This is a genomic window from Ruegeria sp. BG7, from assembly GCF_056535685.1.
On record NZ_JBQFIU010000001.1, the window covers coordinates 845,733 to 861,392 of the forward strand.

The following is a 15,660-nucleotide window of genomic DNA, read 5'->3' on the forward strand; positions in this document are numbered from 1 at the left end:
ACCCACCTCTTGCCGGACAGCCTAGTTTGAGGTCAGCGTTATAGCAGCGCCCGCCTCAGGCTCAAGCCGAGGACGCAGGCCCAGCAAGGGTGCGACGCGACCAATAAGTTCGGCGGCTACGGGCACGGCGGTCCAGCCCGCAGTGCGGCGCTTTTCGCCATATGCCAGGATCGAAGGTTCGTCCAATGTGACGATCAGAACGTATTTCGGATCATAGGCCGGAAAGATCGTCGCGAAGGTCGCAATGACCTTGTCATCGTAATACCCACCACGCGGCTTTGGCTTATCCGCTGTGCCGGTTTTGCCAGCCACGTCATAGCCTTTGACCTCGGCAAAGCTGGCGGTGCCGTCAGTCACCACTTTGCGCAGCATATTCTGAGCCTGACGCGCCGTGCTGTCCGACATGACCCGAGGGCCGTATTGCGGACCATTTTTTCTTAGAATAGTCGGGCTGACATAATGCCCGCCATTTGCAATGGCCGCGTACCCGGCCGCCAGATGCATCGGGCTTGTTGACAGACCATGACCGTAGGAAATGGTTACAGTGCTCAGTTCACCCCATTTTTTGGGCTTCAGGGGCACCCCGCCCTTGGCCTCTACAATTTCAAACGGCGTTGGATCGAACATGCCCAACGTGTTCAGGAAATCCTGCTGCCGCTGCGCACCGATCTGCAACGCCAAACGGCCCGTACCCCGGTTCGAGCTGTGAACGATCACGTCCGCAACGCTGATCTTGCCGTAATTCTTGCCGTTGAACTCACCGATGGGAAAGCGACCAATCTTCATCGGACCTGAAGTGTCGATGATCGTATTAGAATTCACCAGCCCCAGTTGGACGGCCTGCGCTGCAGTAAAAATCTTGAAGACCGAGCCCAGTTCGTAGACGCCTTGCACATAGCGGTTGAAGAGCGGGCTGTCCGATGGATCAAACCCCGAGGTCGGCGGGCGCGGACGGTCATTTGGATCAAACGACGGCAGAGACGCGGCTGATACAACCTCACCTGTGTGCACGTTCATCAGAACGGCCGAGGCCCCCTTGGCGTTCATGATCTTCATACCGCCATAGAGCACCTGTTCCACAGCCGCCTGAATCGTCAGGTCCAGCGACAATTGCAGCGGCTTGTTGCCGTTGGCCGGGTCGCGCAGATAGTCGTCGAACTGTTTCTCGACACCTGCAACACCGATCACTTCCGCAGCGCTGACACCTTCCCGACCAAAGCCGGACCCGCCCAGAATATGCGCGGCAAGCTTGCCGTTGGGGTAAAGGCGCATTTCGCGTGGTCCAAACAGAATGCCGGGATCCCCGATGTCGTGTACGGCCTGTTTCTGTTCGGGTGAGATTCGTTTCTTGATCCACAGGAACTTACGCTTGCCCGTGAAGTCCTTGACCAGACGCTCTTTGTCCAGATCCGGAAAGATTGCCACCAACTGATCTGCGGCGGCGATCGGGTCGATCATCAGGTGCGGTTGCGCGTAGACCGAATAAGTGTCCAGATTGGTCGCCAGGATGCGCCCTTCGCGGTCAACGATATTGGCACGCTGCATGGCAATGGCCGCACCCGGCGCACTTGCCACCGGCTCCTGCGCTTCGGATGTGGCCAGCATACCCATGCGGACCCCGACAACCGAGAAGGCGCAAAAGAAGAACAGCCCCAGCACCAACAGACGCCCTTCTGCACGGGCGCGGGCGCGGTCTTTCATATCCTCGTGGCGTTTACGGATGTTTTCCCGTTCAATCGCCTTTGGGTTTTCACCTCGGGCGCGGGCATCAAGAATTCGGGCCAGAGGGCGAAGCGGCGTGCGTGTCATGGAATCTGCACCTCGCCCAACGCCTGAATGTCGGTGATGGCCTGCAACTCAATCGGATCAACGATGGGTAGATCGGGGTCTTCGGCATAGGCAATCTGATCGGCACGCCCAAACTGTTCTGCCCGCAGCGGCAACAGACCCAGACGCTCAAAATTCAAATCTGCCAATTCGCGCAGTCGGTCAGGACGATTCAGGTAAGCCCATTCCGCGTTCAGAACTGCCAGCCGAACCTGTGCCATGCCAATCTCGCGCTGGAGTTTCTGCGTTTCCTTCACCACCTGCTGGGTGCGGTAGTTTTCCTGATAGGCCCACAGCGCCAACCCAAAAACGGACAAAGCGGTCAACACATACAAAATACTCTTCATTTTGCCCTTCCCCCCAGTTGCGGCATCCCTATGGCACGGGCCTCAATTTCCCCTGCCGGTGCCTCAGTTCGGATTGCCACGCGCAGTTTGGCCGAGCGCGCGCGCGGGTTTTCCTGCAATTCCAGCTCATCCGGGCCTACGGCCTTACGGGTCTTCAGCGTGAATTGCGGCTGATCCTGTTCGATTTCAGGCGCGTAACGGTTTGCACGCCCTGTCTTGCCCGCGCGGGACTGGAAGAACCGCTTGACCATTCGATCCTCGATGGAATGGAAAGTCACGACAGCCAGTTGCCCGCCAGGTTTCAACGCGCGTTCCGCAGCCATCAAACCCTGAAACAGCTCTTCATATTCCGCGTTTACCGCGATCCGCAGACCCTGAAAGCTGCGCGTCGCGGGGTGCGATTGGCCCGGTTTCGGACGCGGCAAGCAGGACTCTATGATCTCGGCCAGGCGCAAGGTTGTCGTGATCGGTTCTTCAGCCCGTGCCTTGACAATTGCTTTGGCAATCCGACGGCTGGCACGTTCTTCGCCATAGTGGAACAGAATATCCGCCAATTGAGCCTCGGTCGCTTCATTCACCAGATCGGCGGCGCTTTCGCCTTCCTGACTCATGCGCATGTCCAAAGGGCCGTCCTTCATGAAGGAAAAACCGCGCTCAGCCTGATCCAGCTGCATCGAAGACACTCCAAGATCCAGAACAACGCCGTCCAGATCCTGAGCGTATTCGTCCATCCGTGAGAACACACCGGGCTGCATCACCAACCGGTCGCCGTACTCTCCTGCCCAATCAGCGGTCATTTCAAAGGCAAGCGGATCACGGTCGACGCCAATCACCTTGTCAGCCCCTGCATCTAGCAACCCGCGCGTATATCCGCCTGCCCCAAAGGTGCCGTCCAACCAAACACCGGATACCGGAGCCACTGCGGCCAACAGAGGGCGCAGCAGAACAGGGATATGGGGTTTATCGGAGGGAGGGACAGCGCCGGACATGCCGTCACGCGTCCCCGACGCCATCGAGATAGACCATCGGGTCGAAATCGTCGGGCAGATCGTCCATCCACTCTTCGGCCTTGGCCAGCTCCTCGACCTCATAAGTCTCGGGCTTCCAGATCTGGAAGGTGTCACCGGCGGCGATAAAGAAGGCCTCATTTTCAAGATCGATCTTGGCGCGCAGCTTGGCGGGCAAGACCAGACGACCGGTCTCATCGACATTGGTCGGAAAAGACTGACCGTGGAACATGCGTTGCAGCATCTTGCGTTCCATCGAGCCGCGCGGCAACGCGTCAATCTTGGCGTCGACCTCGTCAATCGCCTGCATGGTATAGCACTCAAGGTATTTGCGACGGTGGTCGCCATAGACAATCACAAGCTCAGGATTGTCACCGGGCTGCCAGTTGGGATCGGACGCTTCAAGCACACGGCGAAACGAGGCCGGGATCGAGACCCTGCCCTTCGTGTCCACCTTATGGTGGCTTTCACCTCTAAACCTGCGCGCCAAGACGACTGTCCCTTTCGCTTGCGCCCCACCTCAAATTCACGTTCCCCCCGGAAGAAAAACGGCGGGTTGATCTGCTGCCACTGATCAACCCGCCGCATTGACCCGCTTTGCGGGATGTCCAGCTGCACGCGCCACCTGGGGGGATGTCTGCTCGCCCGCGCGCCGGATCTCTTGGTTGATGAAAGCGAGATGCCTGTATGAAACCTGATTTGTATTTTTGGTTCGGGGTCGTTTGGCGCCCCTGCTGCCTCGTCCTCATCGGATGCATAAGGGATGACATGGGAATTCATGGAAATCAACAGGAATTTTTCCATCCGTGACACCTGAGGCACGCTATGTATATACTAAAATACAAGAGTTTTGTCATCAAAACACCACAAATAGTGCAGCCTAATCGACCGCTGCCTATATATAGAACAAATTTCTGGGGAAATTTTTCCCGCGTTTTCCCGAAAAAAATTGAATCTTTTCGTTCAGGCTGGATTTTTTGACACGCGTGAAGCAGCCAAACGCAAGAATCGACCATAAAAAGACAACAAAGATTCCGGCATTTCCCTGCCCGCACCAGGATCGCCCACGAATTCCCATAGGTCGTCACTTGGCACTATAAACGCCCTATTTCGCGCTACCGCCAACCCGAGCGGTTAGAATCGGCAAGACGACTTTGGGCCCTACAAACAGTCATTCTTTGACATACTGCGCAAATCCAGAATCCGTCCTCTGCGTTTCAAGTCGCACAAATTCTCGCCGAATGCGCTCAATTCCAAGGCAGTTCACAATGATGCGATTTCCGGGGGGCTCAAAGTGCCCTTGGGTAATACCTATATTTTTAAGGCGCATATCGTTGCCGGGAAAAAAGCGAACCAATCTATGCGCTTGCTGCATAGCAGCATTGATGACGTGACCCATTGTGCATTCGCAGCATTTGCCTATCTTCAGTCTCAAGCACGGACCGACTGATATCGGTAACGCAAGATAGACGGATGATGAAAATGGCAGTTGCAAGCACACAAACAGCACCCAAGAGCGCACCGGCGTTCGGACTGAACACACTGGTAGAAAACGCCAAGACACGCTTTGCACGCAATCGCATGTACCGCCAGACTGTGAACGAACTGTCCGGCCTGTCGAACCGCGAGCTGGCTGATCTGGGCCTGCACCGTTCGATGATCCGCCGGGTCGCCATGCAGGCGGCAGAAGACCACACCGCGCGCTGAGCGCACCAAAGATACAGAGATCAGGCCCTTCCTCCTCCCTTTAGGGTCTGTAATCAGCGGCAACGTCTCTCCTCCTCCCTGACGTTGCCGCACCCTATACCGGCCTCAAGATGCCGGAACCTGATACATCGAGGCTCTCCTCCTCCCTGCCTTGATGTTGAAAGCGCGCGGCGACGTCGTCCTCCTCCCTGACGTCGCCGCGTCTTCCCCATACCGGGCTCAAACCCGGGTTCGCATACATCGGGGCTCTCCTCCTCCCTGCTCTGATGTTGACAAGACGGCGGTTCCCCTTCCTCCTCCCTGGGAACCGCCGTTTTTTGTTTTTCGGGCTCCGGTGTAGGATGGCATCCTGATTTCTGATCCGGAGAACGCCATGGCTGCCTATTTCATCGCGCAAATCGACATACACGACCCAGACGGGTATCAAGATTATCTGGCAGGGTTCATGCCGATCTTCGACCGCCACAAAGGCCGTTTGCTCACGGTCTCATCGAAGCCGATCGAACGAATCGAAGGCAATTGGCCGGAAGGTGGAATTGTGCTGATGGAGTTTCCAGACCTAGCCACAGCGAAAGCCTGGAAAGACGACCCTGATTACGTCGAATTGGCGAAGATCCGGCAAGCCACCGCCTCGACTAATTTGGTTTTGGTGGATGGGATCTAACGCGTCAAAACGGAACGTCATCTTTGTTGGTCAGAAAACGTGACACCACCTTTTTGGTGCCCGCCTTGTCAAAGTCGACCTCAACCTTGTCGCCCTCGATACCGATGACCGCGCCATAGCCGAACTTCTGGTGAAACACACGCTCGCCCAGCGTGAAACTGGCCAAGGCGGTGGCGTCGATCACCGTGTCGCGACTTTCGCGGGGTTGCGACATGCCATATTGCCCCTGCCGCGCCTGCATCCGCTTCCAGCCCGGTGAGTTATAAACATTGGCTTCGGCTGCGCGCGTTTCGATTCCCGCTGTCTGGTGCCCGCCGCCATAGAGGCCGGGAGGAGTCAGAACCTCGACATGGTCTTCCGGCAATTCGTCGATGAAACGCGAAGGCATGGAGTTCTGCCACTGCCCAAAAACCCGCCGATTGGCGGCGAATGAAATCGTACAAACCTCTTCCGCGCGGGTGATGCCGACATAGGCCAGACGCCGTTCTTCCTCGAGACCTTTGAGGCCGGATTCGTCCATGGAACGCTGCGAGGGGAACAACCCATCCTCCCACCCCGGCAGGAAGACAACCGGAAATTCGAGCCCCTTGGCAGCGTGTAGGGTCATGATCGACACCTTTGCCCCGTCGCCGTCTTGTTCGTTGTCCATGACAAGGCTAACATGCTCCAAAAACCCTTGCAAGTTCTCGAAGTTGTCCAGTTGATTGACCAGTTCCTTAAGGTTTTCCAAACGCCCCGGCGCTTCGGGGGTCTTGTCGTTCTGCCAATGGGCCGTATAGCCGGATTCGTCTAGGACGATCTGGGCCAGTTCGATATGCGAGTGTTCGGGTGCGCCAAACCGCAGGGGCGATCCGTCATCGATCACTGAGTCGTCGTCGACCTCGATCCTTGGGCCGCGCGTCATGGCGTTCCACCGCGCCAGCCCATCAATCAACTCGCGCAGGGCTTTGCCACCCTTCCCCTTGATCAGCCCATTGTCGACGGCAATCCGTGCCCCATCGACCAGAGAAACGCCGTTTTCACGTGCGGTCATCTGAATGGTCTGCTGCGCCTTGTCACCAAGGCCGCGTTTTGGCGTGTTTACAATACGCTCAAAGGCCAGATCGTCTTCGGGGCTGATCACCAGCCGGAAATACGCCATGGCATCGCGAATCTCCATCCGCTCATAGAATCGCGGGCCGCCGATCACTTTGTAAGGCAGACCGATTGTCAGGAAGCGGTCTTCGAACGCGCGCATCTGGTGCGAGGCGCGGACAAGGATGGCGATTTCATCCAGATTCACCGGACGGATACCGCGTGTACCGCCTTGCATCGCGTCGATTTCCTCGCCGATCCAGCGGGCCTCTTCCTCGCCATCCCAATGGCCGATCAGGTTGACCTTGTGGCCTTCCTCGGCATCGGTCCAGAGCTCTTTGCCCAGCCGGTTTTCGTTCCCTCGAATGACGTTCGATGCTGCCGCCAGAATATGTGGGGTCGAGCGGTAGTTCTGCTCCAACCGCACCACATAAGCGCCCGGGAAATCTTTTTCAAAGCGCAGGATGTTGCCCACTTCGGCCCCGCGCCAGCCGTAAATCGACTGATCGTCGTCCCCCACACAACATATATTCTTGTGTCCTCCGGCCAGCAGACGCAGCCAAAGGTATTGGGCAATGTTGGTGTCCTGATACTCGTCCACCAGAATGTAGCGGAACCAGCGCTGGTATTGCTCCAAAACGTCCGGATGGGTTTGGAAGATCGTGACCATGTGCAGCAGCAGATCGCCAAAATCCACCGCATTCAATTCGCGCAGGCGCGTCTGGTACTGTGCATAAAGCTCAATACCCTTGTTGTTGTACGCCCCAGCATCGGCAGAAGGCACCTTGTCCGGTGTCAACGCACGGTTTTTCCAATCGTCGATGATACTGGCCAGCAAGCGCGCAGGCCAACGCTTGTCATCGATGTTCGCCGCCTGAGTAAGCTGTTTCAGCAGTCGCTTTTGATCATCGCTGTCCAGGATCGTGAAATTCGATTTCAGATCGACCAATTCCGCATGACGGCGCAGCAGCTTGACGCAGATCGAGTGGAACGTACCCAGCCACGGCATCCCTTCGGCAGGCTGGCCCAGCAGGCGACCGACACGCTCTTTCATCTCGCGCGCGGCTTTGTTGGTGAATGTCACCGAAAGAATCTCATTCGGACGGGCCCGCGCCGTATTGAGCAAGTGCGCGATCCGGGCCGTCAGAGCCTTGGTTTTGCCCGTCCCTGCCCCGGCCAGCATCAGAACCGGGCCATCCAGATGTTCGACCGCGTCCCGTTGCGCGGGGTTCAATTCATCCAGATAGGGTGACGGGCGCACGGCCATAGCCCGCGCCGACAGCGATGCGCCTTCAAAGGCGTCCATTTCGTCAAAACTGCTCATGGGCCCAAACTACGCCGGATAAGCCCGAAGGGAAAGAGTTTGTTCACGGCTTGTTCACAGGCTTTTTGCCTCTGTTCGCATAAATCTTAAACATTTGCTTTGGTATGTTCCGGGCTGAGTTAACGCTCTTTCAGACCCCACCGCATCCTGCCCCCACCAATGTGCGGGAGTGCGGACATGGACGGGGCTGGGACGGCAGGCATCAGCACAAGGCTTAAGACCTTCATGTTAACGACAACGCTGCTTGCGCTTACCGCGCTGGCCGGTTGGGGAATCTATGCCATCCCTGGTCCGGTCGTCGATCATATGCTGGAATCCGATTTACGCCATCGTGCCGTTCAGATGGGACGCCAAGTCGAAAGCCAACTGTATGATCTGCAGGTGAGTTTTGAACGGCACATTCTAAGTCAGCATGACCTAGCCTTTCTGGCTTTGCTGCCTGAAACCTCTGACATCTATAGATTTAAGCTATTCGACGCCTCCGGTCACGTGTTCTGGTCCACGCGCGAGTCTGATGTTGGAAGTGTGAACACAAAACCTTACTTCACTGACGTCGTCGCGATGGGTAACTTGTTCTACAAACACGCTGAAAAACCGATTGCCGAGGTCGACTCGCTGGATACCCACCAGCTAGAGGGTTTTGACACCAATACCCGTCACGTTGCTGAAATCTATGCGCCCGTGGTCCAGAATGGCCGATTTCTTGGGGCAATCGAATTCAATTCTGACATCTCAGATGTAAGAAATCTGTTTATCAGCCGCGTGCGGCTTTCTTTGATCGTCGTCAGCACAGTGGTTTTGCTCGCCCTGAGCACCGTGAGCCTTGTGGTGTATCGCACCAACCAGAGGCAATTGGGTGTGTTAGAGCTTCGGGCGCAGAAAGAACGCGCATTGATGGATGATCAACTCCGCCTGGCACGCGAGGTGCGTTTATTGGGCGAGTTGAACGAATGGCTACAGTCCAGCCGATCGCTGGACGAGCTATTCGACATGGTATCGCGGTTCATGACCCACATTCTGCCCGAGGCCGAGGGCAGTGTTTATGTCTATTCCAACTCGCGCGATGTGCTGGATGGCTGTGCAAGTTGGAATGGCGGCGCACACAAAGCGCATATTCATCCCGAAGGGTGCTGGGGTCTGCGAAGGGGGCGAACCTATGAATTTGGCGCATCCGAGATCGACTTTGTCTGCGAACACGCGGAACCGCATGACGGACGGCCCTATTTCTGCTTTCCCATTCTGGCCCACGGGGAGGCCGTTGGCCTGCTGCATCTGCGTGCGCTTGAAGGGCGCGAGGCTTGCTTCCACAAAAGCCGCAAACTGGCACAGCCTTGCGCCGAACAGATCAGCATGGCGATTGCCAATGACCGCATGCGCGATCAACTGCATGACCAATCGGTGCGCGACCCGCTGACCGGCCTGTTCAATCGACGTCACATGACCGAAACGCTGCGGAAATCCATAAGCCGCAGTCAACAGACGGGTGCCGCGCTGAGCTTGATTGCCGTGGACGTGGATCACTTCAAGAAATTCAACGACACGCATGGGCATGACGCCGGTGACATGGTCCTGCGAGCAGTTGGGGGCGCGTTGGAACAGAGTTGCGACCGGGACGAGGTTGCCTGCCGTGTCGGCGGTGAAGAATTCATGCTGATCCTGCCGGACAACACCCCCGAAGACGCCATGACGCGCGCCGAACAATTGCGTCAGGCGATTGAAGCAGTCGCGGTCCGCTATGGAGAAAAGGCGTTGCCGCGTATCACGATCTCGGTCGGCGTTGCGCATTACCCGAAACACGGAACCATGCCGCAGGATCTTATGCGCGCAGCAGATGATGCGCTTTACGTCGCCAAGGACCAAGGGCGCAACCAAGTTCAAGTTGCTGGCGAGTCGCAAATTCAACCCAAACGATCTGAAGCTGACAGTGACCCGAAAAATTCAGATGCGGCCTAACCCCTTGCCGAATCGCACGGTGGGTCGGATCAATCCGCATGGACTTGCACAGCACCTTTCCGGGCATCCCGGACCTGAAACGCCGCGCGCGCCGCCGTTTGCCGCATTTCGTGTGGGAATATGTCGAAAGCGGAACAGGTTCGGAAACCGCCCTGCTACGCAACCGCAAAGCGCTGGATGACGTTTGCCTTGCTCCTTCCATCCTGCACGGAGAGTTGGAGTTTGATACGACAAAGACGATTCTGAACCGTATTTGTGCTTTGCCCTGCGGTATCGCGCCCATTGGAATGTCCGGGTTGGTCTGGCCGAATGCAGAGCGTTTGTTGGCGCAGGCCGCCGCGCAAGCGAAGATTCCCTATAGCTTGTCGACCGTCGCAAGTCAGAGCCCCGAGGATCTGGCCCCGTATCTCGGGCCAGACGCTTGGTTTCAACTGTACCCACCGAGGGATCCAGAGATTCGCAAGGATATGCTGAACCGTGTACGTGACGCCGGTTTTCGTACGCTTGTCCTGACAGTAGACGTTCCCGTCGCATCCCGCAGGGAAAGGCAAACCCGCTCAGGCTTAAGGCAGCCGCCAAAGCTGACACCGCGCTTACTTGCACAGATCGCGATGCGCCCTGCCTGGGCGATGGGAATGCTGCGCAGCGGCGCGCCGCGCATGCGCAGTCTGGAAAAATACATTGAAAATCCGGGCAATCTGCCGCCGACGGCGCATATCGGATACTTGCTCAGGACCTCACCGGATTTGGATTATGTCTCGTGGCTGCGCGACCACTGGGATGGACCTTTGGTGATAAAGGGCATCCTTCGGCCCGAAGATACACCCAGTCTGGAACAGGTTGGGGTGGACGCGCTTTGGGTCTCGAATCACGGGGGTCGTCAGTTTGATGCAGCGCCCGCCAGCATAGAGGTTCTTCCAGCCATCAGAACCGCCACCCATCTTCCCCTGATCTTTGACAGTGGCATCGAAGGCGGGCTGGACGTTCTGCGCGCGCTATCCCTTGGAGCGGACTTTGTCATGCTGGGGCGCGCTTTTTTGTATGGGTTAGCAGCACTTGGCGCACGTGGCCCTGCCCATGTCATCGACATTTTACAACAGGATCTGCACGCGAATATGGGGCAAATGGGATTGGCAAATTTGTCTCAAATCGAGAGATAACGCTAAACATTTGATGCTGCAGCGCGGCATGACTATAAGGCTGCAGCGGCCAAAGGGCGTTTGCGAGCGGTAACATGCCGGTTCTACCCAGAAGAACGGATATACCTGCGCGTATTGTTTGCCCAATAAGACGCCCAAACACAAAAGACCGGGACCTACTATGACAGACTTCAACAAGATCCTGATCGCCAACCGCGGCGAGATTGCCATCCGCGTTATGCGCGCAGCGAACGAGATGGGCAAACGCACCGTCGCCGTCTACGCAGCGGAAGATAAGCTGGGCTTGCACCGCTTCAAGGCGGATGAGGCTTATCAGATCGGCGAGGGCATGGGTCCGGTCGCAGCCTATTTGTCGATCGACGAGATCATCCGCGTGGCCAAGCAATGCGGCGCTGACGCGATCCACCCAGGTTACGGCCTGCTGTCAGAAAACCCCGACTTCGTGGATGCCTGTGTTCAAAACGGTATCACCTTCATCGGCCCCAAAGCGGAAACCATGCGCGCCTTGGGTGACAAAGCCAGCGCACGGCGTGTCGCTATTGCGGCAGATGTTCCTGTCATTCCAGCGACCGAGGTTCTGGGCGATGACATGGACGCCATCCGCAAGGAAGCCGCCGAGATCGGCTATCCGCTGATGCTCAAGGCCAGCTGGGGCGGTGGCGGTCGGGGCATGCGCCCGATCAACTCGGAAGACGAGCTGGAAGAAAAGGTGCTGGAAGGTCGTCGCGAAGCCGAGGCTGCCTTTGGCAATGGTGAGGGCTATCTGGAAAAGATGATCACCCGCGCCCGCCATGTCGAGGTTCAGATCCTAGGCGACAAGCATGGTGAGATCTATCACCTCTATGAACGCGACTGCTCGGTCCAGCGTCGGAACCAGAAAGTGGTTGAACGCGCCCCTGCCCCATACCTGTCCGAAGAACAGCGTGCTGAAATCTGCGAGTTGGGCCGCAAAATCTGCGCTCATGTGAATTATGAATGCGCGGGCACGGTCGAGTTCCTGATGGATATGGAAACCGGCAAGTTCTATTTCATCGAAGTGAACCCGCGCGTGCAGGTGGAACACACTGTCACCGAGGAAGTCACCGGTATCGACATCGTACAGGCACAGATCCTGATTGCTGAAGGCAAGACTCTGGCTGAAGCCACCGGTGCTGCCAGCCAGGCGGACGTACATCTGAACGGGCACGCGCTGCAGACCCGGATTACGACCGAAGATCCGCAGAACAACTTTATCCCCGACTATGGCCGGATCACCGCCTATCGCTCGGCCACAGGCATGGGCATTCGTTTGGATGGTGGTACGGCATATGCGGGTGGTGTGATCACCCGGTACTACGATTCACTGCTGACCAAAGTGACGGCCTGGGCCCCAACACCGGACAAGGCGATTCACCGGATGGACCGCGCCCTGCGCGAATTCCGTATTCGCGGTGTCAGCACAAATATCGACTTTGTCATCAACCTGCTGAAACACCCGACTTTCCTGTCGAATGAATACACCACCAAATTCATCGACACGACGCCGGACCTGTTTGCGTTCAAACGCCGCCGCGACCGGGGCACCAAGGTTCTGACCTATATCGCGGACATTACGGTGAACGGGCACCCCGAGACCAAGGATCGCCCCGAGCCGCGCGCAGACCTGAAAGAGGCCAAGCCCCCCGCACAGAAGGCCGAGCCACAAATGGGCACCCGCAACCTGCTGGAACAGAAAGGCCCGCAGGCCGTTGCCGACTGGATGAAGGCGCAGCGTCAACTGCTGATCACGGACACCACCATGCGCGACGGGCACCAGTCTTTGCTGGCAACCCGGATGCGCTCAATCGATATGATCAAAGTGGCTCCGACCTATGCGGCGAACCTGCCACAGCTTTTCTCGGTCGAATGCTGGGGCGGAGCGACCTTCGATGTCGCCTATCGCTTCTTGCAGGAATGCCCGTGGCAGCGACTGCGCGACCTGCGCGAGGCGATGCCGAACCTGATGACCCAGATGCTGCTGCGTGGCGCAAATGGGGTCGGCTACACCAACTACCCCGACAACGTGGTGCAGGAGTTCGTGCGCCAGGCGTCGCAGAACATCGACGTGTTCCGTGTATTTGACTCTCTGAACTGGGTTGAAAACATGCGCGTGGCGATGGATGCGGTCGTCGAAAACGGCAAGATCTGCGAGGGCACCGTCTGTTATACCGGTGATATTCTGGACCCGGACCGCGCCAAATATGACCTGAAGTACTATGTCGGAATGGCGAAAGAGTTGCGCGACGCAGGCGCGCATATCCTTGGCCTAAAAGATATGGCGGGTCTGTTGAAACCGGCCTCGGCCAAAATCCTGATCCGCGCGCTGAAAGAAGAGGTCGGTCTGCCGATCCACTTCCACACGCACGACACGGCGGGTATCGCCAGCGCGACCATTCTGGCCGCGTCCGAGGCGGGTGTAGATGCCGTGGACTGCGCGATGGACAGCTTCTCGGGCAACACCTCGCAGGCAACCCTGGGCACTGTTGTTGAGGCCCTGCGCCACACCGACCGTGACACCGGCTTGGACATCAAGGCAATCCGTGAGATCAGCGATTATTTCGAAGCGGTTCGCGGTCAGTATGCGGCGTTTGAATCCAGCCTGCAGGCCCCGGCGTCCGAAGTGTATCTGCACGAGATGCCCGGTGGTCAGTTCACCAACCTCAAGGCGCAGGCGCGCAGCTTGGGTTTGGAAGAGCGTTGGCACGAGGTCGCCCAGATGTATGCCGACGTGAACCAGATGTTCGGTGACATCGTGAAAGTGACACCGTCTTCTAAGGTTGTCGGCGACATGGCGCTGATGATGGTCAGCCAGGGCCTGACGCGCGACGATGTGGAAAGCCCGTCGACTGACGTGGCCTTCCCCGACTCGGTCGTGGACATGATGCGTGGCAATCTGGGTCAGCCTCCGGGCGGATTCCCTGACACGATCATCAAGAAGGTTCTGAAGGACGAAGCCCCCAACACCCAGCGCCCCGGCAAGGACGTGCCTGCGGTCGATCTGGAAGCCACGCGTGCCGAACTGTCCAAGCAATTGGAAGGCAAAGACGTCGATGACGAAGATCTGAACGGCTACCTGATGTATCCCAAGGTGTTCCTGGACTACATGGGTCGCCACCGGATCTATGGCCCGGTCCGTACTCTGCCAACACGCACCTTCTTCTACGGCATGGAGCCGGGCGAGGAAATCACGGCCGAGATTGACCCGGGCAAAACGCTGGAAATCCGCTGTCAGGCGATTGGCGAAACCGATGAAAACGGCGAGGTCCGCGTGTTCTTTGAACTAAACGGCCAACCGCGCGTGATCCGGGTTCCGAACCGGATGGTTGCATCAAGCACACAAGCCCGGCCCAAAGCCGAAGTCGGCAACCCCAACCATGTCGGAGCCCCGATGCCTGGTGTTGTGGCCACCGTCGCCGTGACTGCCGGTCAACAGGTCAAGGAAGGCGACATGCTGCTGACCATCGAAGCGATGAAGATGGAAACCGGCATTCATGCCGAGCGTGATGCAACGGTCAAGGCCGTTCACATCCAGCCCGGCGGCCAGATTGACGCCAAGGACCTGCTGGTCGAACTGGAATAACCGGTTTAGCATTCTAAGGTTACAAGGGCCGCGCGGGGAACCGGGCGGCCTTTTTCATTGACGGAAAGGAGACACACCTTGCTTTCAATCACTCCGATCTATGCGGCCCTGATCGCAGTTCTTTATGTGACGCTCAGCGTCAAAGTGATTCTGCAGCGTCGCAGTGACAAAATCTCGGTCGGGGATGGCGGCAGCAAAATGATGATCAAGGCGATAAGGACCCATTCCAATTGCGCCGAATACGCGCCTATCGGCCTTTTGCTGATTGCGATGGTTGAGTTGCAGGGCGCGGGTGGCTGGCTTGTGCATCTGCTGGGCCTGACGTTGCTGGCTGGACGTCTTTTGCACGCTTACGGGTTTGGCAGAACCCCGCAAATCATCATCCTACGACAGATCGGGATGGGGCTGACTTTCACTTCGATATTGATCGCTGCCATTGCGAATCTGGTTTTGGCGCTCTGACCATCTGCGGGATCAACTTGCCAAAACTCGCGTATCGACCGCCGGAGCTTGAATCAGAACCGGCTCGATCTCTGCCACCCTGTTTTCGTCCTGCGTGCAGATCACCGTTGTCAGCACGATCAAAACAGCCAACACCGCCATTTTCAGGTCTGTTGTTTTCGCCATTTCCTTCACTTAGCCCCTCTTGTTTTGTGATGCTCTGAAAATAGAACGCGCCAGAGGCGCATTTCCGTCGAAAGATTTTTCCTCTTTTTTGTGTTTTTCCGCTTGCAGCCCCGCGTGGGAATTTATACATCCCTCCTCACTCAACGGCGCGGGCGTAGCTCAGGGGTAGAGCATAACCTTGCCAAGGTTAGGGTCGGGCGTTCGAATCGCCTCGCCCGCTCCATTGAGAGGTCTTCGGACCACATATGTATCTGATGCGGGCGTAGCTCAGGGGTAGAGCATAACCTTGCCAAGGTTAGGGTCGGGCGTTCGAATCGCCTCGCCCGCTCCAGATACCAAACTTTCTCAACATGCTGGTTCTTTACGCCACGT

12 protein-coding genes and 2 tRNA genes are annotated in these 15,660 nt (G+C 57.3%); 8 read left to right on the forward strand and 6 right to left on the reverse strand.

The genetic code is table 11. From position 1 onward, the window contains the following. Positions 1-21: 21 nt before the first annotated feature. Genes ACR3EH_RS04140 through mraZ form a run of 4 tightly spaced genes read right to left on the reverse strand, consistent with a single transcriptional unit; the run spans position 22 to position 3,671 of the window. Positions 22-1,809, reverse strand: a complete 1,788-nt coding sequence (locus tag ACR3EH_RS04140) for a peptidoglycan D,D-transpeptidase FtsI family protein (RefSeq protein ID WP_171185001.1) — start codon at positions 1,807-1,809, stop codon at positions 22-24. Continuing rightward, positions 1,806-2,174: a cell division protein FtsL gene (gene ftsL, locus ACR3EH_RS04145; RefSeq protein WP_171092339.1), complete on the reverse strand. Its 369-nt coding sequence runs from the start codon at positions 2,172-2,174 to the stop codon at positions 1,806-1,808. Before ftsL ends, ACR3EH_RS04140 begins: the two co-directional genes overlap by 4 nt. Next, positions 2,171-3,163, reverse strand: a complete 993-nt coding sequence (gene rsmH / locus ACR3EH_RS04150; RefSeq protein WP_171646640.1) for a 16S rRNA (cytosine(1402)-N(4))-methyltransferase RsmH — start codon at positions 3,161-3,163, stop codon at positions 2,171-2,173. Before rsmH ends, ftsL begins: the two co-directional genes overlap by 4 nt. Before the next feature lie 4 nt (positions 3,164-3,167). Then, positions 3,168-3,671 (reverse strand): division/cell wall cluster transcriptional repressor MraZ, encoded by a 504-nt coding sequence (gene mraZ / locus ACR3EH_RS04155; protein ID WP_171185005.1) that lies wholly within the window; start codon positions 3,669-3,671, stop codon positions 3,168-3,170. A 992-nt stretch (positions 3,672-4,663) separates the two neighbouring features. Between mraZ and ACR3EH_RS04160 the strand changes: the two genes are divergently transcribed. Both ACR3EH_RS04160 and ACR3EH_RS04165 read left to right on the forward strand, forming a co-directional pair. Continuing rightward, complete coding sequence (locus ACR3EH_RS04160) at positions 4,664-4,888, forward strand: DUF1127 domain-containing protein (RefSeq protein ID WP_171675414.1); 225 nt, start codon at positions 4,664-4,666, stop codon at positions 4,886-4,888. 373 nt (positions 4,889-5,261) lie between these two features. Further along, positions 5,262-5,552, forward strand: a complete 291-nt coding sequence (locus ACR3EH_RS04165; RefSeq protein WP_171185007.1) for a DUF1330 domain-containing protein — start codon at positions 5,262-5,264, stop codon at positions 5,550-5,552. 4 nt (positions 5,553-5,556) lie between these two features. Here ACR3EH_RS04165 and ACR3EH_RS04170 read toward each other — a convergent pair whose 3' ends face one another. Then, a complete protein-coding gene (locus ACR3EH_RS04170; RefSeq protein WP_171185009.1) occupies positions 5,557-7,950 on the reverse strand; it encodes an ATP-dependent helicase in 2,394 nt (797 codons plus the stop codon). A 177-nt stretch (positions 7,951-8,127) separates the two neighbouring features. Here ACR3EH_RS04170 and ACR3EH_RS04175 point away from each other — a divergent pair, with 177 nt between their 5' ends. The 4 genes from ACR3EH_RS04175 to ACR3EH_RS04190 all read left to right on the forward strand — a co-directional run bounded on the left by ACR3EH_RS04175 (position 8,128) and on the right by ACR3EH_RS04190 (position 15,123). Beyond that, complete coding sequence (locus ACR3EH_RS04175) at positions 8,128-9,903, forward strand: sensor domain-containing diguanylate cyclase (protein WP_171675412.1); 1,776 nt, start codon at positions 8,128-8,130, stop codon at positions 9,901-9,903. 38 nt (positions 9,904-9,941) lie between these two features. Beyond that, positions 9,942-11,063 (forward strand): alpha-hydroxy acid oxidase, encoded by a 1,122-nt coding sequence (locus ACR3EH_RS04180; protein WP_171185012.1) that lies wholly within the window; start codon positions 9,942-9,944, stop codon positions 11,061-11,063. Positions 11,064-11,223: 160 nt separating this feature from the next. Next, a complete protein-coding gene (locus tag ACR3EH_RS04185; protein WP_171646636.1) occupies positions 11,224-14,661 on the forward strand; it encodes a pyruvate carboxylase in 3,438 nt (1,145 codons plus the stop codon). Positions 14,662-14,739: 78 nt separating this feature from the next. Further along, positions 14,740-15,123, forward strand: coding sequence for an MAPEG family protein (locus ACR3EH_RS04190; RefSeq protein WP_171185016.1), 384 nt, complete (start codon positions 14,740-14,742; stop codon positions 15,121-15,123). Positions 15,124-15,135: 12 nt separating this feature from the next. Here ACR3EH_RS04190 and ACR3EH_RS04195 read toward each other — a convergent pair whose 3' ends face one another. Further along, positions 15,136-15,288: a hypothetical protein gene (locus ACR3EH_RS04195; protein WP_171185018.1), complete on the reverse strand. Its 153-nt coding sequence runs from the start codon at positions 15,286-15,288 to the stop codon at positions 15,136-15,138. A gap of 148 nt (positions 15,289-15,436) precedes the next feature. Here ACR3EH_RS04195 and ACR3EH_RS04200 point away from each other — a divergent pair. Beyond that, positions 15,437-15,511: transfer RNA gene (locus tag ACR3EH_RS04200), tRNA-Gly, on the forward strand. Positions 15,512-15,544: 33 nt separating this feature from the next. Further along, a tRNA-Gly gene (locus tag ACR3EH_RS04205) sits at positions 15,545-15,619 on the forward strand. Positions 15,620-15,660: the final 41 nt, after the last annotated feature.